At 70.8% G+C, this 24,478-nt stretch carries 15 protein-coding genes; 4 read left to right on the forward strand and 11 right to left on the reverse strand.

The features are described from left to right. Positions 1–12 precede the first annotated feature (12 nt). A complete protein-coding gene (locus tag IEY87_RS31445; RefSeq protein WP_189142443.1) occupies positions 13–5,460 on the reverse strand; it encodes a LamG-like jellyroll fold domain-containing protein in 5,448 nt (1,815 codons plus the stop codon). Positions 5,461–5,857: 397 nt separating this feature from the next. Next, positions 5,858–6,310, reverse strand: a complete 453-nt coding sequence (locus tag IEY87_RS31450; protein ID WP_189142444.1) for a hypothetical protein — start codon at positions 6,308–6,310, stop codon at positions 5,858–5,860. Positions 6,311–6,686: 376 nt separating this feature from the next. On the opposite strand from IEY87_RS31450, the gene IEY87_RS31455 reads away from it, so the two are divergent. The 3 genes from IEY87_RS31455 to IEY87_RS31465 all read left to right on the forward strand — a co-directional run bounded on the left by IEY87_RS31455 (position 6,687) and on the right by IEY87_RS31465 (position 8,884). Then, entirely contained in the window at positions 6,687–7,898 is a 1,212-nt protein-coding gene (locus IEY87_RS31455) for a sensor histidine kinase (protein ID WP_189142445.1), read from the forward strand. Continuing rightward, entirely contained in the window at positions 7,895–8,551 is a 657-nt protein-coding gene (locus IEY87_RS31460; protein WP_189142446.1) for a response regulator, read from the forward strand. The genes IEY87_RS31455 and IEY87_RS31460 overlap by 4 nt, the downstream gene beginning before the upstream one ends. Before the next feature lie 108 nt (positions 8,552–8,659). After that, positions 8,660–8,884 carry a hypothetical protein gene (locus IEY87_RS31465; protein ID WP_189142447.1) on the forward strand — a complete coding sequence of 75 codons (225 nt, stop codon included), beginning with the start codon at positions 8,660–8,662 and terminating at the stop codon, positions 8,882–8,884. A 94-nt stretch (positions 8,885–8,978) separates the two neighbouring features. On the opposite strand, the gene IEY87_RS31470 is transcribed toward IEY87_RS31465, so the two are convergent. The 9 genes from IEY87_RS31470 to IEY87_RS31505 all read right to left on the reverse strand — a co-directional run bounded on the left by IEY87_RS31470 (position 8,979) and on the right by IEY87_RS31505 (position 22,686). Beyond that, positions 8,979–11,687, reverse strand: a complete 2,709-nt coding sequence (locus tag IEY87_RS31470) for a SpoIIE family protein phosphatase (RefSeq protein ID WP_225277820.1) — start codon at positions 11,685–11,687, stop codon at positions 8,979–8,981. A 119-nt stretch (positions 11,688–11,806) separates the two neighbouring features. Next, positions 11,807–12,160: a ScoMcrA-related endonuclease gene (locus tag IEY87_RS31475; RefSeq protein ID WP_504822945.1), complete on the reverse strand. Its 354-nt coding sequence runs from the start codon at positions 12,158–12,160 to the stop codon at positions 11,807–11,809. 26 nt (positions 12,161–12,186) lie between these two features. Further along, positions 12,187–12,309 (reverse strand): ScoMcrA-related endonuclease, encoded by a 123-nt coding sequence (locus IEY87_RS47445; protein WP_504822947.1) that lies wholly within the window; start codon positions 12,307–12,309, stop codon positions 12,187–12,189. Between the two features lie 27 nt (positions 12,310–12,336). After that, positions 12,337–13,572 (reverse strand): serine hydrolase domain-containing protein, encoded by a 1,236-nt coding sequence (locus IEY87_RS31480; RefSeq protein WP_189142449.1) that lies wholly within the window; start codon positions 13,570–13,572, stop codon positions 12,337–12,339. Positions 13,573–13,684: 112 nt separating this feature from the next. Beyond that, positions 13,685–14,308, reverse strand: coding sequence for a peptide chain release factor H (prfH, locus tag IEY87_RS31485; protein ID WP_189142450.1), 624 nt, complete (start codon positions 14,306–14,308; stop codon positions 13,685–13,687). Further along, positions 14,305–15,438: an RNA ligase RtcB family protein gene (locus IEY87_RS31490; RefSeq protein WP_189142451.1), complete on the reverse strand. Its 1,134-nt coding sequence runs from the start codon at positions 15,436–15,438 to the stop codon at positions 14,305–14,307. The genes prfH and IEY87_RS31490 overlap by 4 nt, the downstream gene beginning before the upstream one ends. 398 nt (positions 15,439–15,836) lie before the next feature. Next, positions 15,837–18,368 (reverse strand): NACHT domain-containing protein, encoded by a 2,532-nt coding sequence (locus tag IEY87_RS31495; protein ID WP_189142452.1) that lies wholly within the window; start codon positions 18,366–18,368, stop codon positions 15,837–15,839. Further along, entirely contained in the window at positions 18,365–19,018 is a 654-nt protein-coding gene (locus IEY87_RS31500) for a hypothetical protein (RefSeq protein ID WP_189142453.1), read from the reverse strand. Before IEY87_RS31500 ends, IEY87_RS31495 begins: the two co-directional genes overlap by 4 nt. A 59-nt stretch (positions 19,019–19,077) precedes the next feature. Beyond that, positions 19,078–22,686 carry an nSTAND1 domain-containing NTPase gene (locus IEY87_RS31505; protein WP_372462272.1) on the reverse strand — a complete coding sequence of 1,203 codons (3,609 nt, stop codon included), beginning with the start codon at positions 22,684–22,686 and terminating at the stop codon, positions 19,078–19,080. Between the two features lie 123 nt (positions 22,687–22,809). Here IEY87_RS31505 and IEY87_RS31510 point away from each other — a divergent pair, with 123 nt between their 5' ends. Next, on the forward strand, positions 22,810–24,306 hold the full coding sequence (locus IEY87_RS31510) for a helix-turn-helix domain-containing protein (protein ID WP_189142455.1): 1,497 nt from the start codon (positions 22,810–22,812) through the stop codon (positions 24,304–24,306). The last annotated feature ends 172 nt before the right edge of the window (positions 24,307–24,478 follow it).

Consider the following 24,478-nt stretch of genomic DNA (forward strand, 5'->3'; position numbering starts at 1 on the left):
TATGGGGGTCCGCTACTGAATGTCGATCCAGAACTGGTCGAAGTTCAGCATGCGGTTGTTGGAATACCACGCTTTCAGGACGAGCCCGTGGTCCTGGTTCTCTGTTTCGCCGATCCGGCGGACCGAGAAGTTGTGCGGCGGATTGGCGCGTGTGGCGCCTTCAAGGGTCGAGGCGAACGGGAACTCGTCACAGTCCTTACCCTCCTCCTTCTTGACCTCCTTCTCGCAGACGCGGCCGGCGGTGGTACGAAGGCCCACTCTGGTGGGCTCGTATCCGTGACGGGTGAGAGGGCTCCGCCAGCTTCCGCCGGGGATGTTCTTCGCCTGAGTCAGGTCGGGATAGGACTTGCCGCCCGGCTCGGGGTAGGTCTTCGCGCCGGGGGTGAAAGCCGTCTTGATGTGATCGTACATATTGGGGAAGGTCGTGCCCCGGGGATTGGCGTCGTTCCTGGTCATCGTGAACGAAGGGACCGCCGCCAGGTGAACGCAACCGCCTCCCCGCTTGTTGTGGTACTTGACCTGCGGCGACTTGTCGCAGCGGAACGTACCCTCGGCATGGACCGGGGTGCTGCTCTCCGTACCGTCCTGCGGGTGCTTCGGGATCACGGAATAGTTGATCGTGCAGTCACTCTTGAGGTGGTACCCCGTGCCCGGACCCGAGGTGAAGGTCTGGGTGATGTGCCACTGGGTCGCGGCGGCCTGCTTCCACTGGGCCACCGTGTGACTGCCGGTCATTCCGGCCGCCGCGCCGGCTACGCAACCTTGGCTGTTGGAGCCGATCCGATTGGCGAAACGGAGTCCGGCAGGCGGTTCGCCCTCGACCTTGTCGATGTAGATGTGCTTGCGGACCGTGAATTCGCGCTTGTCTATTGTCCCCTGAAGGTAGGTGAGTTGATGCCCTTCGATCTTTCCGGCGTAGTCCGGGAAGCCGAGGAAGGACTTCCAGACGTGGATCACCCAGCCCGAATAACGACAGTGCGCGAAACGACTCGGCGAGATCGCGTACGGCGCGTTGCCGGTCGTTGTCGCATTGTGGCACTGCTGGTAGGTCGCGGTGGGCGTGGAGGTGGCCGCTCCGCTCGGCAGGACTCGCTTGATGGTGGCCGGTGTGGGATCGGCGGCGGTCGTGGTCGCCGTTCCGGCGGTGCCGGCCGTCAGGTCGTGCCAGCCGGTCCAGGACCCTGTGCTCCCGGGCCCCGTCAGGCGGGCTCGCCACCTCACCTCCTGCCCGGCCCGCAGCCGATCCTTGGGAACCGGCAGCGTCACCCGGGAGTCTCCGGCGTCCGCGGTGGCCTGGCCGGACCAGATGAGTTGCTTGTCCGTAGTCACTTTGTTCGCCTTGACGGACTTGGTGGGCTTGCCGGCGATCTCCACGTCCACTTTCGCCTCGCCGTCGCGCCCGGCGGGCAGCCAGGCGGTCAGGCGGGAGGTGGCGGTGGCGCCCTTGTCGGTGCGGCTGTCGTCGACCGTCAGTTTCGTGATCCTGGCGGGATCGGTGGTAGCCGTGCTCAGCCTTTGCGCCGTCCCGCTCGCCCCGGCGCCGATGGGAGCGTTCATGTCGGTCTGGATCTGGGCCGCGGTCTGGGCGCGGTTGTAGATGCGCACCTCGTCGATCCGGCCGCTGAAGTACTCCTCCCAGACGCCGTTCCCGCCGATCCGTAGTGCTCCGCCGTCGTCGAAGAGCGCGCCGGTGAACGGTGTCTGCTCGACCTGGGCGCCGTTGACGTACAGGGTCGCGTCGCTGCCGTCGTAGGTGACCGCCAGATGGCTCCACTGATTGGCCGGCAGCGGTTCGTAGTAGGCGACTCCGCCTTGGTCGTCGGCGGTCTCCAGCCAGGCGGCCGGACCTTCGCCGATGGAGGAGTACAGGCCGTAGGACCCGCCTTGGTCGGTCTCCTTCATGAGTACGGTGTGCCACTGGTCGTCCGCCGTCGAAGGCCGTACCCACGCCGAGAGCGTCAAGGCGCTGGTCAGGCGCAAGGCGGAGCTGTGCGGGACGGTGACCCAGCTGGACGTGCCGTTGAACGACAGAGCCCTGCCATGCCTGCCCGTCGTCCAGGTGGTGTCGGTGGCCACGCCGGTGTTGTTGCGCCCGGAGGCGTCACCCACGGTCGTGCCCGAACCCTCGTCCATGCCGTACGCGGCCACCAGGCCCTGGTTCACGGGCGGCTCGGTCGCCGTGGCCGACGCCTCGGCCGAGGCGGGCCCGGTGTTGCCGGCGGCGTCGACGGCGCGCACCTGGTAGTAGTACGTGCCCGCGGCGAGCCCGGCGTCCAGGAACGAGGTGCTCTGGACGGAGCCGACCCGGTTGGCGTCCGACGGGGTGAAGCCGGGCGTCGTGGAGCGGTGGATCGTGTATCCCGTCACGCCCACGTTGTCGGTCGCGGCCGTCCAGGTCAGCGACGCCGAGCGGGGGCCGCCGGTCGCGGTGAGCGAGCCGGGTGCGGTCGGGGCCTGGGTGTCGGGCGGCTGCGGCCGGCCAACAGGGGTGTTCATGTCGGTCTGGATCTCGGCGGCGCTCTGGGCGCGGTTGTAGACGCGCACCTCGTCGATCAGACCTCGGAAGTACTCCTTCCACGGGTCGTTGCCGCCGATGCGCAGCGGGCTGCCGTCGTCGTGGAGGCTCTCGCCGAACTCGGTCTCGGCGACCTGCTGACCGTTGACGAACAACCGCAGGTACGTGCCGTCGTAGGTGACGGCCAGATGGCTCCAGGCGTTGACCGGCAACGGGGAGGTGCCGGCAACGGACACGGAGGCAGAGGGCTCGGGCTGCACCCAACCAGACGGAACCGAACCGCCGTTGGCGGCGTACAGGAGGTACGAGACGCCCCCGTCGTCGCTCAGCTCCTTGCCCACCACGCTGCTCCAGTTAGCCACCGAGGCCGGGTTGACCCAGGCCGACAGAGTCATCCCGGTCGTCAGCCGCAGCGACGCGGCATCCTGGACGGTGACCCAGCTGGAGGAGCCGTTGAACGACAGGGCCTTGCCGTACTTGCCGTTCTGCCACGAGGCGGCGGTGGCGGCCCCGGTGTTGTTCTGCCCGGAGGAGTCGGCCACGCTCGTGCCGGAGCCCTCGTTCATGCCGTAGGCCGCCACCAGACCCGGGGTCGGCTGCGGCGTGTCCGCCGCCGTGGTGAACGACCAGGTGTACGGGGTCATGGTGTTGCCGGAAGTGTCCCTGGCGCCCATGACCTCGGCACGGTAGACCGTCTGGGCAGCCAGCGGGGAGGCCGGGGTGAAGGTCCACACGGCGTCCCCGCCCGCCAGGGTGCCCTGCACGTCCTCGCCCGACGGGTTCTTGAGCGTGACCTGCGCAGCGGACACCGTCTCACTGAACGTCACCTTCACCGCGGTGCTCGTCGGCACGCCGGTGGCGTCCCTGCCGGGGTCGGTCACGGTCACGGCCGGCGCCTCGGCGTCGGGGCCGCCCGTCGTGAACGACCACGAGTGCGTCCCGGCCATCGCGTTCCCGGGATAGTCCTTGGCTCCGCTGACTTCGGCGGTGTAGACGGTGGCGGGTGTGAGGGCCGCGCCCGGGGTGAAGGTCAGTGTGGTGTCCGTGGCGTTCATGGCCGTGCTTCCTGCCACGTCGGCACCCTGCGCGTCCTTGACCGTGATCTGGGCGTCCGTCACCGGCTCGTCGAAGACCGCCTTGATCGCACCGCCGATCGGAACGCCGGTCTGCCCGTCGGGGGGAGTGGTGCCCGAGACCACCGGAGGTGTGGTGTCCTCCTCCGGCAGAGGGTTGGGGTCAGGCGGCACCTCGTCCGGAGGAGGGTCCTCCTCGAAGACCATGCCGTCCACGAGCTCCTGGTCGGTGAGATCATCCGGATAGTAGGCGTCCAGGAAACGCGTCTTGGCGGATCTGCCCTCCGCCTTCGCCTCCGCCATCGCCTCTTCGGGGGTCAGGGCCCTCGCGGGAGGCAACTCGTCGTGGTAGACGTTGCCGGCGTCCATGTACGCCTTGTCCGACTCCCAGTCGGGCTCGGGCGGGGTCGGGCCGTCATAACTGCGGGGCACCACCACGTAGGTCGCGGGCGCCGGGGTGTACTGGATCATGAGGGTGGGCGGGTGGCGGTAGCCCGGGTAGGGGTCGCCGTTGTGTTCGCTGGCGTAGTACTGCCGCCAGTTGATGGCCGGGCTCTCGGTGACCGCTCGCAGCACCATCCCGTGGTTGTCCACGCCTTGTTCGATCCAGCCGCGGGCCATGCCGGTGACCCGGTGGACCAGCTTTTCCTCCTTGGCGCACCAGCTGGCGGGGTCGGCCTCGTAGTTGTAGCCGGCCTTGTTCCCGCTCTCGCCCGCCACGCCGGCGAGCGTGGGTTGCCGGGACCAGTTCAAGGTGGAGGTTTCCCACGTGGAGGTGATGAGGGCGGCACCGATGCCCGACCCGCTCATCGGGTCGCCGCACAGCTGGCCGTTGGGGCCGCCGGACTTGTAGTTCCACACCCACAGGTCCGCATCCAGCACGGTGGCGCCCTCGAGCACAGGGTCGTCGGTGTCGAACTTCAGGTACACGCGGGCGACGTCGGCGCTGGTCTGGGTGGTGCCGGCGCGCAGCCAGCCGGCCGCGGCGTTGTTGCTGCCGGGGTTGTTCTTGCTGACCCAGGCGTCAGTGGGTTCTCCGCCGCCGAACCAGTCGTCGGCGGCGGCGATCGTCACCGGGTAGGTCACCGCCGGATCGGCCAGGAACTTCTCGTCCGGGGTGAACACCAGCTCCGACGTGCTGCCGGAGATCTGCACGCGGGCGTCGACCGGAGAGCTCTTGCCCTCTTCGGGGGAGGTCTCCACCTTGGCGTCCATGGCGGTCAGCACGATCGGCGCCGCCGCGGCCTTGCCCTTGGCGTTCTTGAGCTGGGGCCGCCCGTCAGGGGTCTTACCGAACGTGGTGCCTTCGGGCAGGGTGAGCGGCAGCCGTACGGTCACCGGGCCGGTCGGCCGCTGCCGGAAGACCACCTGGGAGATGAACCCGTCGGCCTGGGCCCGCACCACCAGGTCCGTCCCCGGCGCGACGGCGTCGGGGTAGGTGACCGTGCTGCCGGAGACTTTGGGCTCCGGTAGCGTCCGGGTCACTTTCAGGCCGGTTTTGCCCTTCTCGCCGTCGGCGGACACCAACTGCTTGGCGCCGCGTGCGCCGAAGGTCAGCGGGGTCTTGACGCGGGCGGCCTGGAGCTTGCCGTCGCGGGTGACGATGCGGGTGTCGACGGGCTCCCAGGCGCCGCTGGCCGGGTTCTTCAGCTGTACGGGCCGGGTGTACAGCTCGGCCCGCATGTTCTTGCCGTCAGGATTCGCCCAGACCTTCATGGTCTCGGTGAATCGGGAGGGCACCTCGACGGGCTTGCCGGATGTGGCGGCCTTGTCCCAGGCGGCCTTGAGTTCTGGTGAGGTGTCGGGCGGTGTCGACGCGGAGGCCGGGGTGGGGGATGGCGTGGGGCCCTGGGCGATGGCAGGCGCACTCATGAGTGAGAGCGGCAGCGCCAAGGCCGCGATCAGGGCAGCGCGGCGGCGCGTCCGGGTGGATAAGCCGGACGCTGGTTGGTTGGTGGTCACTCGCATCCTTTCGAACGAAAGTACGCAAACGACCCGATCGTCACATGATCACAAAGAAAAGTAAAGATCGTTTTTGTATCGGGAAAGATGCCTCTCGTAAGCATTTTCGCTGTTCAGGAAGGGTCAATTCGGATGTCCGCTGACGCGTGCCCATCACAGCGGGGAAATCGCCGGCACGGCGGCTTCTCGGTCACTGTCGCCTGTGTTCTCGCCGCCCGGGCTGCCGGGCGCGGCGTGTGCGACTCCTGCCGGTGGCGTCCCCGCCCATGATGGTGTGGCGGGGACCCGGAGCCACCATTGCCGTGGATCACTTGTAGTACTGCACCCAGTACTCGACGGTGTGCTTCTTGCTGAGGGAGAAGGTCGCCCAGTACTTCGAGTGCCCCGCGTTGTGGATGCGGACGATGCCGTACTTGCCGTTGCAGCGCCACTTGCCGGACTTGGCGACCTTCTCACCGCCGCCCCAGCGGCGCAGGAACCACAGGTTGACCTTCAACTGCGAGTCGTTGCCCCAGCAGCGGGCCTTGACCTGCATCACGCGGACGCCCGAGGGCCGCTGCCAGGCCGAGGTCGAGAAGTACCCCTTGCTCGGGCCCAGCGCCTCGTGCCGTTGGGTGCGCCAGCGGGCCATCGCCGCCGAGCTCGCCTGGGTCGAGACCTCACTGTGCGCGGCCGGGGCCGCGACGGCCGGGGCGGCCGTCACCAGGGCCGAGCCGGAGGCGGTGATGACGACAGCGAGGGAGATGTTCGCGAGACGCATGCGTGCCCTGCCTTTCTGTTTCCAGTGACGTTGTCGGTCGGTTTCCGCATGAGAAGACGCCGCGGAGCGCGTGAAACGGCTGTCGATCAACGCAACAGAGCGACACCCCGAAGCCTAGGAAGAGACCCGCGCCGCGGCGTCAACCCGCGGTTGGAATCGTCCGTACACTTCGCGCTCTGTCCGCCTTCACCTTGGGTTGACCCGTCTATCGCGGAAGTCACAGCGGAAATCGACAGGGCGCCCGGCTGTACCAGCGGGTGCCCTCGTGGAGAGCGCCCTTCGGACGAGGAGGCCGTTCCCGAGGCGATCGGCTGCAACTCCCGGGGTATACCCCGGGATTGATGTGCCCCGGCCGGGTTCGGAGTTAGCGTGACGGATGCCCCTCAGCGCCGCCCCGGCCATCCAGCGGCTGTCCTCGCTCAACCCCCTGCTCCTCGACAGCGCCCTGGCTTCCGCCATGGTCGTCCTCACGTGGCTGTGGGACCTCTACGGACCCGACATGGGACGCCCCGGCGACCTGCAGGCGATGACGCTGACCTTGCTCGCGAACGCGCCGCTCGCGCTGCGCAGGCGCAAGCCGCTGACCGTCCTGGTGATCGTCACGGTCGCGTCGCTCGTCTACCACCTGCAGGGCTACCACGCGGGCCTCAACACCATCGGCATGATGGTCGCGCTCTACACGGTCGCCGTCCACCGCTCCTGGAAAGCCGACCTGACAGGCGCCGTGCTGATGGTCTCCGCGTGGACCCACGGATCGGCGCTCCAGCCCACCGTCACCCTGCCGTCGGCGCTCGTGCAGTCGCTCCTCCTGGCGGCCTGCACGCTGGGCGCGGGCGTCAGCGTGCGGCTGCTGTCCCAACGCGCCAGGCAGCTCGCCGACCTCGCCACGCAGCTCCGCAGGGAGCAGGACGCGGCCGCCGACCGCGCCGTCACCCAGGAGCGCCTGCGGATCGCCCGCGAACTGCACGATGTCGTGGCCCATCACATGTCCGTGATCTCCGTACAGGCCGGTCTCGGCCGCTTCGTCGCGCTGTCCCATCCTCCGACGGCGCTTGCCACACTGAAAGTCATCGAAAACACCAGCCATGAGGCACTCAACGAGATGCGGCGGCTGCTGTCGATCCTGCGCATCGAGGCGAACGACGAGGACGAGAAGCTCTATGCCGCCGCGCCCGGCCTCAAGGACATCGACAGCATCGCGGAGCGGATCCGGGCGGCGGGCCTGTCCGTCGAGACGACCGTCGAAGGAGAGGTACGGCCGCTGCCGCCCGGCCTGGAGGTGTGCGCCTACCGGGTCGTCCAGGAGTCGCTGACCAACGTGCTCAAGCATGCCGGGCCCGCCCGGGTGAAGGTGACGATCACGTACGGCCGGTCGACGCTCACCGTCCGCGTCACCGATGACGGCCCCGGCGTCGCCTCCGCGCGGCCGGATCCGGGACCGGACGGCAACGGCTTGATCGGCATGACTGAGCGTGTCAGGCTCTATCAGGGCACCCTCAAGGCGGGCCCGTTGCCGCAAGGCGGCTTCGAGGTGCTGGCGGTCTTCCGCTGCTCCCACCCGGCGAGGTCGAGCGAAACAGGTCCATGATCAGTGTGTTGGTGGTCGACGATCAGGTGCTCATCCGCGCGGGCCTGGCGGCACTCCTGCGCGCGGCGGGACTGACCGTGGTGGGCGAGGCCGAAGACGGTGAGGAAGCGGTACGGCTCGCCGCCACACTCAAACCCGACGTCGTTCTCATGGACATCCGCATGCCGGGGATGGACGGCCTCAACGCCACCGAACAGATCCTGGCCGCCGCCGAGCCGCCGGCGCCCAAGGTCCTCATCCTGACGACCTTCGACCTGGACGAGTACGTCTACAACGCGCTGCGGCTGGGCGCGGGCGGCTTCCTGCTCAAGGACACGCCGCCCGAGCGCCTCATCGCCGCGATCCACACGGTCGCCTCCGGCGACATCCTGCTCGCGCCCAGCGCCACCCGCCGGCTGATCGAAGCCTTCGTCGACCTGCCGGCGGCCGTCCCTTCCCCGGAGCTCGGCCGCCTGACCGCCCGGGAGACCGAGGTGCTGCGCCTCGTCGGCTGCGCGCTGTCCAACAAGGAGATCGCCAAGCGGCTGTCGGTCAGCGAGGGCACGGTCAAAACGCACCTCAACCGGCTCATGGCCAAGCTGGGGCTCGCCAGCCGCGCCCAAGCGGTCGTCCTGTCCTACGACTCCGGCCTGGTCAAGCCGAGCAGCCGGTGAAGTCACGCCGGTCGCGAGAGGGCCTGCACCCGTCTCATCGCCTGGGCCGCCGGAGACTCCCGTCTGACAGGCGAGACGGTGACCCGGTAAGGATGGGAGGCTCGGACCGTGCGTACCTGGTTCGAGCCTGAAGAGTTCTCCGCCGCCGTCGACGCGCGGCACGAGAGCCGTGACGGCCGGCCGGCTTACTGGGACGGTGCGCGCATCAGGTTCTTCCTGCTGCGGTACGTGCCGTACAAGGTGACGGCCCCGCGGAAGGAGCTCGACCTCGCCCCGGAGGTGCTGCGCACGTACCTGCGCTATCTCGACGTCACGGGCCTTCGCGACCCATAGGCGTGTACATGAGGACGCGGTCATGGGGAGCCTTGGAGGAGCGCCGGCAGGACCGTGCCGCATCCGGGTAAGACGCCGGCCGTGGACCGCAGGCTCATGACCCGATGAGCCGATCGCGGTCGGTGAGGGACAGCTCAGCCCAGATGACCTTGCCGCGGCGGGTGTAGCGGGTGCCCCAGCGCTCGGCGAGCTGCGCGACCAGGTACAGCCCGCGCCCGCCCTCGTCGGTGTCGGCGGCGCGGCGGGGGCGCGGGGAGGTCTCGCCGGCGTCGGAGACCTCGCAGATCAGGCTGTTGTCCAGCAGCAGCCGCGCCTTGATGGGCTCTTTGCCGTACCGGATGGCGTTGGTCACCAGCTCGCTGAAGACCAGTTCGGTGCTGAAGCCGAGCTCCTCCATGCCCCAGGCGGCCAGCAGCCGGTCGACCTCGGCGCGCACCTGGGCGACCATCGCCGGATCCGGCGACACATCCCAGCAGGCGACGTGGTCGGCCGGGGTGGCGCTGGTCCGGGCCACCAGCAGGGTGAACTCATCCGACAGGTGGGCCGGCGGCACGGCGTCCAGCACCGCGGCGCAGGTCTGCTCCGCCGTACGGCCGGGGCCGGCCAGGGCCTGGCGCAGGCGCCGTTTCCTGCCGTCGCTCTCGCCGATCAGCCCCCTGGTGTAGAGCACGAGGCTGCTGCCCTCGGGGAGGTCCACCTCGGCCGTCTCGAACACCGCGCCTCCGCGTCCGAGCGGCGACCCCACCGGCAGGTCCAGGAACTCCACGCTGCCGTCCGGCCGGACGACCGCGGGCGCCGGATGTCCGGCCGAGGCGATGGCGCAGCGCTGGGAGGTGGGGTCGTAGACGGCGTACGCGCAGGTCGTGCCGGTGGCGTCGGCGCCCGAGCCCGCCACGCGGCCGTGGGTCCGGTCCGTACGCCGGCCCTCGGCTTCGCCTGCCTTCTCGCGGTCCAGGCTGCGTACCAGATCGTCGAGGTAGCCGAGGATGTCCTCGGGCGGCATGTCGAGCGCGGCGAAGTTGCCGACGGTGGTGCGCAGGCGCGCCATGGCGCCCGCGGCGTGCAGGTCGCGGCCGGCGACGTCGCCCACCACCAGGGCGACCCGAGCCCCCGACAGGGGGATGACGTCGTGCCAGTCACCCCTGGCCCCGGTCATCGCGGGCACGCAGCGGTGCGCCACCTCCACGGCCCTGCTCTCGGGGACGTCCCAGGGCGTCATGCTGCGACGCAGGGCGAGCACCATGGCGTGCTCCCGGGCGAAGCGGCGGGCGTTGTCCATGCTCAGCGCGGTCCGCGAGGCCAGCTCCTCGGCCAGCCACAGCTCGTCGTCGTCGAAGGAGCCGGACGGGGCGGCGCGCAGGAAGGTCGCCACTCCCAGCACCCTGCCGTGCGCCAGCAGAGGGACGGCGACGCCCGCGGGGAATCCGGCCGCGGGCGCGAGGTCCACCGCCCACGGCGCCCCGGTCCCCGGATCGCGCGGGTCCGGCCACCGCAACGCCTGCTCCTCGGACAGGCACCGGGCCTGGGCGGAGGAGGCGAAGTAGTGGACCGGCTCCCCGGCCGCGACGGAGAGAATCTCCTGCCGCATCCCCTTGACCGCCGTCCGCCGCAGTTCCATGTTCTCCGGGCAGGGCTCCTGACCGGAGATCACGAACTCGTACAGATCCACTGTGACCATGTCGGCGAACTCAGGGAGGGTCACCTCGGCGAGTTCCTCGGCCGTCCGCGCCACGTCCAGGGTCTGGCCGATCTCCGTCATGGCCTCGTACATCAGCCGCAGCCGCTTACGCGCCGTGGCTGCGATCCTGCCGACCTCGGGCTCGCCGAACAGGAACAGCCAGGGATCGGTGCCTGTGTGCGGCTTCGGCTCGTGGCCGGGCGACTCCGCAGGCGTGTTCACCGCCGCCGGTAGCGGACGCGACGGACGTTCGAGCAGGGCCGGCTCCGGCGTGACGGAGGCGTCGGCGAGTTCCCGCCACGGCCCGCCCTTGATCCTGACCTGGGCCATGACGCCGACCACGCCGACGGGCTCGGTTCTCGGCAGCGACCGCAGGGTGGCCACGCGGCCGTGGGACAGGACGACCTCGACGGCCGCCCGCTTGCCGTACGCGATCAGCTCGGCGGCCTTCTCCTCCAGCAGGAGGCGATCGGCCCCGGTCAGCTCACGGAGCAGCGGGCCGGTCTCCTCAGGCGGCCGGAGACTGGGGACGTCCCCGGTCCGCAGGTACGCCTCGAACAAGGTGCGCTCGCGCGCGGTGCTCCGCTCCAGGAACCGCTGCTCGATGGCCCTGGCGATCTCGCGTGCGAGCCGGCCCATCGCCGGATGCTCGTTCTCGTTGCGACAGGAGATCGTCAGCACGCCGCGCGCGTGGCCGGTCAGCGGGTCCAGGATCGGGACGCCGGTGGCGGTGAAGGGGTACAGGCGCCGGGCGTGGTGCTCGCTGCCCGCGACCCGGACCGGCCGTCTGGCCAGCAGCGCGGTGCCGCCCGCGGAGGTTCCGAGCAGGTCTTCGGAGTAGCACACGCCGGGGATGGCCTTCGCCCGGTCGTATGCTCGCGCCAGTTGCGCGTCGCCCTCGCACCGCAGGAGCAGCCTCGCCTGCTCGTCCAGGAGGAGCAGGACCGCCTTCGTGTCCCTGAGTACGGGCCGGTAGTGTTCGATCACCGGCTGGGCCATCCGGACGAGTTCGTTGTCGAGGTCCAGTTCGACGGGGTCGGCGAAGTCCAGCTTGTCGGGGTGGAGGCCGGTGGCCTGGCAGCGGCGCCAGGAGTTCAGGATGGCATGAGGCACCTTCTCGCCCACCGGCTCGCCTCTGAGGAATCTCGCAAGGATCGTCTCAATGACTCCGGCCCTCCTTCGCGAAGAATTGGCACTTAGGCCCCTTCTAGCATCGTTTCTCGCCTTCGTCCCATATTGCGGCTCTAGATCCTATGTTTCGTATCTAAGCTGCGAAATAATGACAAAGAACCCGAAAAGTCGGACGCCTTCCGCGCCGTACACAGGTTTGATCCGCTTGCCGCGACGGTCGCCGCCGTGAGCGCGGCCACGGCCGCGAGGAACGCCGCACCCTGAAGGTCCTGACCGTCAAAGCCGGGCTGCTCTTCCCGTACGCGCTGCAGGCCATGCAGATCACCCGCCAGGTCCGAGACCTGAACACCGGCGTGGCGCGAATCGAGCAGGAATCCAAGGTGACCGAGGATCCTGCCCATCGTCGCAGCCCCTCCAGAGAACTCCGCAGCGCGAAGCACGCGCCCGTCGACCCCGCGGTGTGCCACGCCGGCGATCGCCCAGCCTTGGAGTCCTACCGGCGTCCGTTGTGGGCGATGAAGTAGTCGCGTGCCTCGCGGTAGCCGTACCGCTCGAGGAAGGCATCGCGGCCCAGCTGGTCGCACTCCTCGATGGCCGTGACGTCTGTGCGGAGCAGCCCGGGCCGGGGGAGCGATCGCGTAGCTCAGAAGTATTTCGAGGTCAGGTCGGTGGTGGGCCAGGACGACACGGTCACCTTGTTCATGTCGTCATCGATCCCGTCGTAGTCGAGTGAGCCGCTCTCCTCGCGCCGGTTGAACAGCAGGGCGTAGCTGAATCCGTTCTGCAGCCGCGCCAGGTAGGCGAACGTGCCCGGCATCGAGCCGTTGTGCCAGGTGTTGAGGTGGCCGGTGACCTGGCGGCACCACCAGCCGCCGCCGTACCAGGACCCGTACTCGTTGACGCCGATCTCCGGCTTGGCCACCAGCTTGGCGATCGAGGTCGAGCTGAGCACGGTGCCCGGCCGATCGAAGGCGAGGGTCCAGCGGACCAGGTCCACGGCGGAGGCCAGCCAGCCGCCGTTGGCGTCCTGATTGGGCATGTTGAAGCCGCCGTAGGGGTACGGGACGGTGGTGCCGGAGGTGTCCAGGACGGTCTTGTTCGTGTACTGCGACTCGTAGCGGACCTCGCCGGTCGCGGCCTCGCTCCTGAGGCTCTCGCCGAGCCGCATGCGCGTGATGCCGAGCGGCTGGAGCAGCTTGGTCTTGATGTACGTCTCGTAGGGCTGCCCCGAGACCTTCTCGATGATCCGGCCGAGCAGCAGGTACCCGTAGTTGCTGTAGACCATCTTGGTGCCCGGGGCGTGATCGAGCGGGCGGGCGGTGGCGTACCGGATGATGTCGTCGTGCCCGATCGGCAGCGGCACGTCGAGCGCGGCCGAGATGGTGTGGTCCAGCCAGAGCTGGTCCTTGGAGACGTCGCGGTCCCAGCCGCCGAGGTGCTGCATGAGGCGGAGTACGGTGACCTGCTGCATCCGGGCGTCGGCCGGGGTCAGGCCGAGCAGCTGAGTGACCTTGGCCGACAGGCTCAGCTTGCCATCCTGCACCAGGCGCATGACAGCGGCCGAGGTGATGTTCTTGCTCAGGCTGGCGATCCGGAACAACGACGTCGGCGATGGGACCGCTGGTGCCCTGGAGGAGTCGTCGTAGGTGTAGCCTCGCGCGAGCAGGATCTTGCCGTTCTTCATGATGGCCAGCTGCGCGGCCCTGATCTGGCGATCCAGCACGAACTTCTTGAGCAGGTTGTCGTACCCCGCCAGTTGCGTCGGCGCGGTTCCCGACGTGCGTACACCAGGGGCAGGTGGCGCCGCCTGCGCTGGGCGCCCGGCGATCAGCGCCGCCGGCGCTGCCGCGAGAAGAGTTCGGCGAGAAAGACCGGTCACTTACGCCCCTTATGTCACATCCGATACATGGCTCACATATGTTACGGAAGTCATGGTCTTTGTCGAAGCGGACCCCGCTGCTGGACGCCTGAGTTCGCAGCGGACGCTCGCGTCAGCGCGGGGACCGGACCGGGCGTTCGGTACGGGTGGGGTTGCCGCGTACGAGCTCGTCGTGGACGTGCCAGCGGGCGGTCGTGGCGGCGCGTTCCGCTGCCTCGTCATCGTGCTCGATGCGCTGTCGCAGCAGCCGCATGGCGAGGCGGCGGTTGAGGGTGAACTGCCGTTCGGTGTCGACCACGACGACGATTCCGGTGGGACGGTGGGTCGCTCGTACGGCCGTGCTGGCCTTGTTGCGGTGCTGGCCGCCGGGGCCGCCGGTGCGGCAGGCGACGACGTCGACGTCCGCTTCGGCGAACGTGGTGCGCGGGGTGTCCAGCCGGCACGGCCGGGCGGTGACGTACCAGTTCTTCCGGCTGGTGCTGGACCGGTACGGGCTGGGGGCCTGCCAGCAGAGAGTCCCGGTCCACGAGGCGGCGAACGTCTCGGCGTCGTCCCCGGTGATGCGGACGACGGCCGATCGGTAGGTGCCGGGCCGGTCACCCGGGACGGTCTCGGCGCGCTGGGTGCCCAGGTTCCGCCGGGCGGCGTCGGCTTCCAGGCGGTGCAGCAGCTCGGCCAGCGCCCAGGCGCACTCCTGCGGGCCGCGCCCGGCGGACAGGAGCAGGTGAACGCTCACCGCCGCCCCCGCTTGCCGCGGTTCTCGGGAGTCTTGTACGTGACCAGCGGGATCGTGGTGGCGATGGGCGTGGCCAGCGCATGGTCGACGAGGTCGGCGATCACCTGCTCGATGCGCTTGTAGGCCGTCGGCGCCTCCTCGAAGAGCAGTTGCCGGTCGCCGCACACCACCAGCGACCCCACCGGCGTCCGGCGCAGCTCCTCGACCGTGTGCTTGGCCCGCCCCCGGCGCAGGGCGTCGGAACGCGACATCTTGCGGCCCGCGCCATGCGCCACGGAGTGGCCGGCGTCCGGCCCGGCGTGGGCGGCCACGAGGTAGGAAGGGGTGCCTCGCGTACCGGCGATGAGCACGTCGCGGCCGTCACCCGGCGCCGCGCCCTTGCGGTGCAGGTAGCTCCCGTCGCGGAGTTCGACCAGGTTGTGGCATTGGTCGACGATCGGCTCGGCGGGCTCGAATCCCAGCGCGTGGGCGACCCGGGCGGCCAGCAGCCGCCGGTTGAGCGATCCCCACCGTACGGCGTCGTCATGTGCCGCCAGGTAGGCGGCGGGATCGGGGGCGGGGCCCGCGCCGTGGACCTCGGTGTGCGCCCGCAGGATCCGTTCGCCCAGCCCGCGGGAGCCGCTGTGGACGACGAGGACCAGGTCACCGGCGTCGAGTCCGAGCCGGCTCGCGTGACCGGCGTCGAGGATGGTGCCGATGCGCGCCAGCTCGACGAAGTGGTTGCCCCGGCCGACCGTGCCGAGGCCCTCGACGTGACCCGCGGGCACATCGCCCTTCAGCACGGCCCAGGCCGGGTCGTCGGCATCCCGCTCAGGGTCCAGCGCGCGATCGAGATCGGGGAACCGGGCGGCGAGCTTCTCCGGTACGGCCCGCTTGAGCTTGACGGGGAACACGGCGATACCGCACCCGATGTCGGAGCCCACCAGGAACGGGTACAGCACGGTCGACGCCATGGCCGCGCCGATCGGGGCGCCCTTGCCGGGGTGCAGGTCCGGCATGGCGGCGACGTGCGTCATGCCGTCGAGGGCGGCCACCTGGTGGCACTGCGCGACGGCATCGGACTCGATCCAGCTCGCGGGGGAGGCGAACACGGTCACCGTGGCCGGCGGGCTGGAGTGTTGCTGAGACAAGGACGCTCTCTTCGCTGAACAGGGCACGGCGCGAGCGAGCGCCGTGGCATCGGGAAATGGCGGGAGTGTCCGCGTCAGATCAGCATGGACACCACGTTCCCCGAACCCGCCCCACGAGGGCAAATGATTTTCGGCCGCATGATGCCAGGTGTCGGCCGCGTATCGAGAGTCCGGCAGTTTCGAGAGTCCGGCCGTTTCGAGCCCCGCTGAGCAAGTGCCCGCTGAGTGTCCGGTAGATGTCCTGGCCCGCGCAGGGCCCGACTTTCACCATCGTGCCGTGAACTTCAAGCGATCAATCCGGTTCTTGCACATCACGGCCCTCTCATTCTTATTAGCCGCCTCGGAGGGGCAGTCCGTCGCGAGCGGGGCGCCGAAACCACGGCTGGGTGGCCTTGAGCTCACCTGTCACCGTCGGCGGGCGTCAGGAAGTCCTGGAACTCGCGGTGCCGGAACTGGTAGGTGGCGCCGCTGACCCGCAGCAGCCGGGCCTCGCAGGCCCAGTCGAGAAAGGCCCACAACCGCAGCGGGAGCAGGCCGCGCGTGGCCGCGACGACCAGCCCGATCATCGTACGGGCCCACGCGACCGCGCCGAAGGCCAGCCCGAACGTCACCCCGCCGACGAGCGCGCACACCAGCGACTCCACGACGCCGGTGTTCATGACGAACACCAGGAAGGCGGCGACCCCGCCGGTGAGGCCGAAGGCCATCCCGATCATGGGGTTGCGGCGCAGGGCCTCACGCGGGTGGGTCAGCTCCGCGTCCCTGCTCCAGCCTCCGGTAGCGATCTTGAAGACGACCCCCAGCGTGAAGGCGAGGACGAAGGCGCCGGCGACGCCCGCCGCCAGCGGCAGCGGCCCGGCGTGGGCCAGCCGCAGCGGCGCCAGCCCGGTGAGCGCGCCGCACAACCCGAAGCCGAGCAGCGTGAGCGGCTCCGCGCGGAGCACCTCGAAGACGGTCATCCGCTCCGCGCCCCTCCGTCCGGCCGCCGTCAGCCCGATGACCGCGCCGAGCACCAGCCCGCCGATGCCGCCCGCGACGACGGCGAAGCCGGGCCCGAAGACCCTCTCCCCGGTCAGCACAAGCCCGGCCAGGCCGCCGAGCACCCCGACGGGCACTCCCGCCGAGGCGCCCAGCAGGCCGCCGATCACCCGCCGCCGCCGGGGAACCTCGCCGCGCCCACCGGCGGCGGCCGGCCAGGGCGACAGCGACAGGCCGGTGGCGATGGCCACCCAGCTCGCCATGAGCGTCAGGGTGAGCAGCTGCCCAGTGCCGGGGTCGTCGGCCGCCGATCCCGTCCAGAACGCCAGCATCGCGATGCACGAGAAGAGCACGCAGGCCAGGCAGTGCGCCATCAGGACTCGCCGCCGCCCGCCGATCGGCCACAGCAGGTGCGGCACGATGTCGATCGCCGTCAGGCCGGGCGGCGGCCGGTCCGCCTCGGCTCCCCGGGCGGCCTGCCGGCGGAGGTGGCCGGCCAGCAGCACCAGCCACGACCGCACCTGGTCCGGCTGGTACGGAGCCCCGTGCGCGGTACGGGGCGTGAGCACGGTCGCCGCCGGCACGTACGCCTCCAGCAGCCTCCTGACGATCCGCGCCGCCCCCGCACCGGTGTCGAGCCCCGGATCCACGCGCAGCAGCTCGTCAGGATCGGCGCCGGACTCCACGGCGGTCACGGTCAGCACCAGCCGCCACGGCGTGGCGAGAGCGGCGTGCACGGCCTTGCCCGCCGGCCCGGACAGGGCCTCGTGGACGGCCTCGCGCCGCGGGCCGTGCGGGTGCCCGTCCGGCCAGCGGGCACGCAGGTACGCGCCGATCTGCCGGCCGGTCAGGGTGTGCAGGTGGATCAGGGCGGCGTCGTCGAGCCCGGCCCGGGCCGCGCGCAGTTCGGCGTGCCGGTCGGCCCGGCAGGTCACGACGACCGCGCCAGGACGCCGGCCGGACAGGTCGCTGTAGCGGTTGAGCTCGGCCAGCAGCCCGATCGCCCGGCGTGGCGGGCCCCATCCCGGCTCGGGGTCCAGCTCGTCCAGCCCGTCCACCACCGGCAGCACCCGGCGATCGCGCACCAGCCGGTGCGCGTCCCTGGCCGCCAGCCCGAAGTCCTGCGCCAACTGCTCGGCCAGCCAGGTCTCGAACGGCCTGCCGAGGGTCCAGCGGGCCGCGCTCAGCCGTACCGGCACCAGTTGGCCCTGGTCGAGGCGGCCGCCGGCGGCGAGCACGGGCTCCAGCAGTTGCAGCACCAGCTCGATCGCGAGCACCGTCTTACCCGCCCCCGACTCGCCCACGACCAGCAGGCGTCGCGAGCCCAGGTCACCGAAGAAGCGGCCGATCGCGCCCAGATCATGCTCGGCCTCGCCGCTGTCGCCGCTGTTGCTGTGCCGACTGCTGGGTTCGCCGTACTGACTGCCGGTCTCGCCGTACTGGCTGCCGGTTTCGCCGTACCGACTGAAGGAGAGCTCCGCGAGGTTGTAGCCGCCGAGCAGCCCCTTGCGGGCCCTGTCCTCCTCGCGGACCACGCGGCGGATCAGCAGCTCGACGGCGGGATCGGGGGTGGCGGCGGCCGGCTGGGCCGGTGGCCGGGGGATGTGCGCGGACGGTTCCGCCAGGGCCGTCCTGGCCGCTCGCCAGCGTTCGAGTTCGGCGGGGATCAGCTCGGCCGGGTAGTCGCAGTAGTGGAAGCAGGCGGTGACGAAGGCCCGGACGAAATCCCAGCGCGGCAGCCGGTCGGCCTGCCGCAGGACGTGTGAGACCGTGCTCTTTGGCAACGCGTCGACCGTGGCCCCGTCCGTGGCCGTCGTCTGGCCGCCGAGCGAACGCAGCCTGCTCAGGGACGGCTCGCCCGCCCACTGCTTGAGCCGTACCAGCGACTGGACGAAGTCCGCGGTGCTGACCGCCCCTGCGGGATCCGGCGGACGGGGACGCTCCTCGATCATCCCTCTCCCGCCCGTACCAGCGACCAGCCGAACTCGTCCCTGCCGCGCCGCGGCCACCGGCCGTCGCGGCACCGGCCCTCCAGCGTCTGTACGTGACGCGACTCCATCAGGAAGTTGCGGGCCTCGTCGGCCGCCACCAGGTCACGGCCGACCGCGATGGACACGAGCCCGTGGCGCGGGATGTAGACCCAGCGGCCGCGGTCCCAGTCGTAGGGGTCGAACCAGCGGTGCCGGACCGTGCCGGACACGCGCGTCTCCGGCCCGTCCCTGGTCAGTACGAACGACCCCTGCGAGCGCAGCAGGCTCATCCTGCTGACGTAGAACAGCTCCGTACCGATGAAGGCGTTGATCCGCGCGTCCCAGTGGTCGTGCAACCAGCTCGACTCACCCTCGCGCAGCTGCCGAGCCCGGCCGGCGAGCTGCCGTTCGAAGCGGCGCTGATTCTTGCGCTCGGCCTTCTTGATCACCTTGAACGAGCGCAACCACCGCTGCGACATCGTCCTCGACGCGCCCGTGCCGTCCATGAAGTGCTCAAGGAAGTCGGACGCGATCGGATGGAAGTCGCGGCCGCCCTCGACGATCGAACGGAACAACGCGACCAGTTCCGGGACGGGCCTGCCTGTCCGCCGCCGTAAGCCTCGCAGGAACATCCTCGCTCTCTCCGTGGTCGAATCCAGGATCGGGGTCGGGGTTGGGGTCGGGGCCGGGGTCAGGGGCACGTCTGGCGGTACTCCTCCTGGGGCACGAGATTCTCCCACTCCTCGCGGGTGAGGGAGCGGCCCGCGTTGGCGCACGCCGCGGCCACCAGGTCGGGAGGCGTACGGACGTTCCACAGCCGCGCGGTCGTGTCTCCCGAGGCGGTGGCGACCGTCGTCCCGTCGGCGCTGTAGACGAGATCGGTCACGCCTTTGGTGTGGCCTCTCATCGCCGAGCCGAGCCGCCGGTAGGTCAGCAGGTCCCAGAGCTGCACCTCGCCGTTGGTGAGTCCGGTGGCGAGGACCTTGCTGTCGGGGCTGAAGGCGAGCGTGGTCATCACACCCTCCTCGACGATCAGGCCGATGCCGACCGCACGCCGGTGCGGCACGTCCCACAGCCGCACGCTGTTGTCGTAGGCCGTGACGGCCAGCCGCTGCCCGTCGGGGCTGAAGGCCAGGTCGTTGACGAGTCCGCCGTGAGCCGTGAACGTCGGACCAGGCCGCTCCCGGCCGGTGGCGACGTCGAAGAACCGGATCCGGCTGTCGAAGCCCGCGGTCGCCACGATCGTGCCGTCGGGGCTGAGCGCCATCGCCGTGATGACGTCGGTACCGTCGCGTACGGTGATGCGCGCCCCGGTGTCCCTGCGGCTCGCGAGGTCCCAGAACACGATGGACTTGTCCCGCTGGGCGGCGACGAACCTGCCGTCGGAGCTGATCCTGGCGTGGGCGAGTGACTTCTCGTGCGCGATCTCGCGGCGGCTCGCGACGTCCCAGAGCCGTACCCCGTCCAGGCCCTCCGACAGAAGCGTCCGCCCGTCAGGGGTGAACTCCATCCGGTACGCCGCCGCAGGTCGGGCAGCCACGGGATGCAGCGGCGGGCCGAGGGGGCGCTGGCCGGCCGCGTCCCACAACTGGAGGTCGGGGCTCTTCTCGTCGGCGACGCCGGTGGCCAGGATCCGCCCGTCCGGGCTCAGCGCGACGGCCCCGAACGCCGGCACGCGGGTCCCCTTCTGCTGACGTACCTGCGGGTCGGCCAGCCGGACCACGCCGTCGGCCCCGGCGGCGGCCAGCACCGTCCCGTCCGGGCTGTACGCGATGTCGTCGACCCCGGCGTAGTTGTCGGACAGCGCGAACAACTGCTGCCGGCCGGCCGTGTCCCACACCACGGTGCGCCCGCTGTCCCCGCCGGTCGCGATCCGAGTGCCGTCCGGACTGAAGGCGATCGAGTGGTAGCCGGCGGTGCGGTCCTTGAGCATCCCCTTCTGCGCGCGCGTGGCCACATCCCACACCCGGCCGGTACGGTCCCAGCTCACGGTCGCCAGGGTCGACCCGTCCGGGCTGATGGCGACGTCGACAATGGGCTGGGTGTGTCCCGTGAAGGGGGCGCCGAGCCGGCGGGACGTGGCGGTGTCCCAGAGCCGCGCGGTCTTGTCCTCGCCCGCCGTGACCAGGATCTTCCCGTCCCTGCTGTACGCGAGCGCGTGGATGGCCGTCCCGTGGCCGGATCCCTCGCCCGGCCGGCCCATGGGGGCCCCGGACGGGCGGCGCGTGGCCACGTCCCACTGCTGGACCACGCCGCTGCTGTCGCCGGTCGCCAGCGTCCTGCCGTCCGGATTGAACGCCAGCGCGTTGACCACCCCGCCGGCCTTCACCTCGGCGCCCAGCTCGCGACGGGTGACCACGTCGTAGAACCGGACGCTGCCGAGGCACGCCGTGGCCAGCGTCCGCCCGTCGTCGCTGAAGGCCAGCCGTACGCTCGAACAGTCGTACTTCGCCCGTGTGATCGGCGCGCCGAGTTGCCGCCGCGTCGCCGCGTCCCACAACCGCGCCGTCCCGTCGTCGCCCCCCGTCGCGATCTTCGCGCCGTCGGGACTGAACGCCACCGCCGACACGCCCCGCGCGTGCCCGGTCAGGGTCCCCCTGCCGGTACGGGTCGCCGCCGTCAGCACCCGGTTGCGGGCCTCGTCGGTGGGCGCGATCCGCCACGCCGCCACGGCGAGCATCGAGGCCAGGGCGGTGTCGCCGGTCACCTCGCTCTGCGCCGCGAGCTGGCGGGAGCTGGCCAGCCCGCGCTGCCGGTTCGCGTCGTCCGCCGCGCTGACGGCGGTGCCGGCCGCGACGAGGGCGAGCACCGACAGCGCTGCCAGCCCCGACATGACGAGCCGGCGGCGCCGGGTCACCCGCCGCGCCTCCCGGGTGGAGGCCGTGACGAAGCTCTCCACGGTGGCGCCGGGCGGGGGGAAGCTGTCGGGGTCGCGCTCCCAGCGGGGCCGGCTGTCCTGGACCGCCAGCAGCCGGGGTCCCCGGTAGAGGAAGGCCGGGTCGCGGTGGTTGTCCGCCCACTGCGCGGCGGCCTCGACGAGCCCGTCGTACACCGACTGCGCGGCAAGATCCGGTTCGAGCCACTGTCGCAGGGTGGGCCAGGCCGTCAGGAGCGCGTCATGGGCGATCTCGGCGCTGTCCTCGTGCAGAGTGAGCAGCCGCCGGTCGGCGAACACAGCCAGCAACGCCGCCGTCCGCTCCCGCTCCCGGTCCCGCGCGTCCCGCGGGTCCTGTGCGTCCCGCGGGTCCTGTGCGTCCTGTGCGGATGCGGCGGCGTGCAGTTCGGCCAGTGTCGCCCGGCGTCGCGCCACCCGGCCACCTGCGGTGATCGTCGTCATCCGCCGGAAGAACCTGAGCGCGGCCTTGCGCTCGTCCGGCTGCAGCCCGTCGAGGGCCTCATCGGCCGTACGCCGTACGGAGTCGCGTACCCGGCCGGAGTCCTCATACCCACGGACCGTCAGCGTGTCCTTCTCGCGCCGCTCCCAGGTGTTGCGCAGAGCCTGGGAGAGCAGGGGCAGGGCGCCGGCCTCGTACCGGTCGCCGGTGCGCAGCTCCGCGTACCGATCGCCGGTGCGCAGCTCCGCCAGGATGATCTCCACCAGCCCCTGTTCGAGCCGCAGGCCCGCCGTGGCCGCGGGGCCGGTGATGGCCAGCCGCAGGTCCGGCTCCGTCATCGGCTCGACGATGACCTGACCGTCCTGAATCGCTTCGGCGAACTGCGGGTACGCGGCGCAACGGTCCCAGTAGTCGGCGCGCACCCCGACGATCACTCCGGCGCCGTCCCGGCCCTCCGCCAGGGCATGCAGAGCCCGTACGAACGCCTGGCGCTCCCGCTCGTCGCCCACCAGGGTGAACAGCTCCTCGAACTGGTCCACCACCAGCACGAACCGCCCGGTGAGGGCTTCCGCAGGATCGTCCCGTAATCGCGCGGCCACCGTCTCGACCGGCCCGCCGAACTGCCGCACCCACGCCGCGGCGAGCGCACCGAACGGATCCGCGCTCGGCGTCACCAGCAGGCGCGGCCAGTCCCGCGACCCGGCCAGCGGCAACATCCCCTCCGCCAGCGCCGGCATCAGCCCCGCTCGAAGCAACGACGACTTGCCCACCCCCGAGGCGCCCGAGACGAGCAGGATGGACCCGTGCCGTGCCAGCCGCCGGCCCAGGCGGTCCAGGAGGCTACGGGTCGCCCGCGTACGCCCGAAGAACAGCGCGGCCTTCGTGCTCTCGAACGGCACCAGACCTTGGTAAGGGCACACATCGTGGGATCGGCCGCCCCCGCCTCGCTCGCCCATGGCGCTCATTCTGGCCAATCGCCCGCACGCCCTCAATCACGTTTGCACGGATTACCGCCGCTATCCGTTCCGTCCGATTCCGTCCAATGCCGTCCGAACGGTGGCCGGAACAGGGGGGACGCGGTTTCGATCGTGGGACTGGTCGACGAGGAGAACGGGGGTGCCGGGATGTCATTGGGGGCGTTACTACGCATGTGGCGCCGGCGGGCGCTGCTGACACAGGAACAACTCGCCCAACGGGCCGGCCTGAACGTCAGGACAGTGCGCCGGCTGGAAAATGACGGGCCGCTGCAGCCCCGAACCACCTCGGTCCTGCTGCTGGCGAAGGCCCTGGACCTGAACGGCACCGAACAAGCAACCCTGAACGCAGCCGCCCACCGCCACTCAGCCGACCCCTCCGCCCCAGCCACGACCGGCCCGCTGGCCCCGACCGCGACCGGCTCGCCGGCTGCGGCCCGCATCCCTGTCGCCTGTCCGCCCGCAGCCGGGATGGGTACGGCCGGGATGGGTACGGCCAGGCCCGCTGTGGCCGACCCGCGCCCGTGGACCATTCCGCGTCAGTTGCCCGCCGACGTCGCCGTGCCAGGCGTCCGGGAGCGCGAAGTGGCATGCGTGGAGGGCCGTACCACCACCATGCCCGAACCTCACAGGGCCGTCGTCCTCATCAACGGCATGGCCGGAATGGGCAAAACGGTGCTGGCCGTACACGCCGCCCACCGCCTGGCCCCCCTCTTCCCCGACGGACAACTCTTCGTGGATCTGCACGGCCACACCCAGGCGACGGCACCGGTAGAGCCGGCGGCGACGGAACCCGTAGAACCGATGGCGACGGCACCGGTAGAACCGGGCGCCGCCCTCGCCCGCGTACTCCGCACCCTGGGCATCCCCGCCGAGCACATCCCGTGGCACCTGGACGATCGCGCCGCGCTGTACCGCAGCGTCCTGGCCGACCGCAGGCTCCTGATCGTCCTGGACGACGCCGCCGACGAACACCAGCTCCACCCGCTCCTCCCCGCCACCCCCGGCTGCCAGGTGATCGTCACCAGCCGCCGCCGCCTGACCTGCCCCGGCGACGCCCAGATCCTGTCCCTGGACACCCTGCCCCTGACCGAGGCGATCACCCTGTTCACCCGCACCACCGGCCGCGACCCGGACACACCTCCAGACGTCCTGGCCGAAATCGTCCGCCGCTGCGGCCTGCTTCCCCTCGCCATCCGCATCGCCGCCATCCGCCTCCAGACCCACCCCGCCTGGAACGCCCACCACCTGCTCGACCGCCTGACCACCGACCCCCTCGCCGAACTGACGGCCGGCCACCAAAGCGTCACCGCCGCCCTGAACCGCTCCTACGAACGCCTACCCCCCGACCACCAGAAGACCTACCGCCTCCTGGCCTCAACCCCCCACCCGACCTTCCCCCTCGCCACCGCCGCCGCGCTACTGAACACCACCACGCCCCAGGCAACCCGCCTGCTGGACCATCTCTTGCACGCCAACCTCCTACAGGAGCCGACCCCAGGCCACTACCGCCTCAACGCCCTCCTCCACGCCCACGCCTCAACCCTGCAGCCGCCACCCGACGCCGAAACCACCCTCCGACTCCGCTGCCGCACCGCCTTACTGACGTAGCCAGCGCCACCCGGCCAGCGATGCGCCTTCACGCGGGCGGCGCTGGAGCTGTCCACGCTCGCCCGCGACTCCGCACCGCGCTGACCTCACCGTTCCCGCCACGCGAGCCCGGCGCAGGGTTCCTTGATCGACAGCCAGGATCCTGCGCCCGGCCAGACCCGCACTCCCCGAA

It is taken from the genome of Nonomuraea glycinis (assembly GCF_014646515.1).
Lineage (GTDB): Bacteria > Actinomycetota > Actinomycetes > Streptosporangiales > Streptosporangiaceae > Nonomuraea > Nonomuraea glycinis.